This is a genomic window from Streptomyces ureilyticus (assembly GCF_011045025.1).
Taxonomy (GTDB): domain Bacteria; phylum Actinomycetota; class Actinomycetes; order Streptomycetales; family Streptomycetaceae; genus Streptomyces; species Streptomyces ureilyticus.
This window is the reverse complement of record NZ_JAAKZX010000471.1, coordinates 1-1,161: the sequence shown is the minus strand read 5'-3', so window position 1 is coordinate 1,161 and position 1,161 is coordinate 1. Positions and strand designations below refer to the sequence as shown.

The window sequence follows — 1,161 nt, the reverse complement described above, 5'->3', positions numbered from 1 at the left end:
CCACAAACCCGCCACCCCCTGGCCACCGAGGCCGTACGGGACGCCGAGGGCCCCGCCCTCGTCATCACCTCCAGCCCGACCCTCTGGTCGGACACCAAGGACGCCCGCGCAAAACTCGGCCCCGTCCTCCTCTACGACCCCTCCCACCTCTGCGACACCCCGGCCCGCCTCCACTGGTCCCCCTCAGCCGGCTGCCAGGACAAGGACACCGCGCGGGCCAGGGCAGCAGCCCTCCTCGCCCCGGTCCGCCCCACCGCCAAAATGGACCAGGCAGTCGCAGACGTCGCGGAAACCCTCCTCCGCAGCTACCTCCACGCCGCCGCAACAGACGGCCGCGCCGTCCGCCACCTCCACCGCTGGGCCCAGGGCACCGGGGTCCAAGAAGCCGTACGCATCCTCCGTACGAACCCCAAGGCCGCCTCCGGCTCCGCAGGCGAACTCGAGGCCGCCCTCACCTCGTACCCCGAACGCCGCGACATCGCCCAGGAGTTGACGGCTCGCGCCCTCTCCTCCCTCTTCACAGTGAACGTCCGCGAGGCCTGCACCCCAAACCGAACTGATGCCCTCACCTTGGATTCCTTCGTCAACGAAGGGGGCACGCTTTATGTGGTGGGTGAACCCATCGAGGACCCCAAGGCGAACCCGGGCGCGATGCCACTTCTGACGGCGCTCGCCTCAAGCGTGGTCGAGCGCGGCCGGCGCATGGCCGAACGGTCATCCTCCGGCCGCCTCGACCCACCACTCACCCTCGTCCTGGACGACGTGGCCGCGGTGGCCCCCCTCCCTCAACTCCCGGACCTGCTCACCACAGGCCCCGACCGAGGCATGCCCACCCTGGCCCTCCTACGCTCCCGAGAACAGGCTCGCACCCGCTGGCCCAACCACGAACTCCCCGCCTGAGCCCGTCCGTTCAGGCCCCCTTCATCACAAACTCCAACTCCCGCGCCCCAGGATCCCCGGGCACAGGAGCACTCTCCCCCGACGGCACGAACCCGAACTTCCGGTAGAACCCCTCGGCCCGCGAGTTCCGCTCATGCACGAACAACCGCACCCGCTCAACCTGCGCCACCTCCCACGCCCACTCCACCGCGCACGCGAAAAGCCGCTCGGTCACCCCCCGCCCCCGCCACTCAGGCCGCACACTGTCTCTTATACCCCTCT

The 1,161-nt window shown here is 70.1% G+C and carries 2 protein-coding genes; one reads left to right on the top strand and one right to left on the bottom strand.

All coding sequences use genetic code 11. The features are described from left to right. Positions 1-900: type IV secretory system conjugative DNA transfer family protein (locus G6048_RS48200; RefSeq protein ID WP_235991163.1), on the top strand; the 900-nt coding region annotated here is incomplete at its 5' end. Positions 901-910: 10 nt separating this feature from the next. Here the strand turns inward: G6048_RS48200 and G6048_RS48195 are convergent. Continuing rightward, a partial coding sequence (locus tag G6048_RS48195; RefSeq protein WP_165345910.1) for a GNAT family N-acetyltransferase occupies positions 911-1,161 on the bottom strand: 251 nt, incomplete at its 5' end.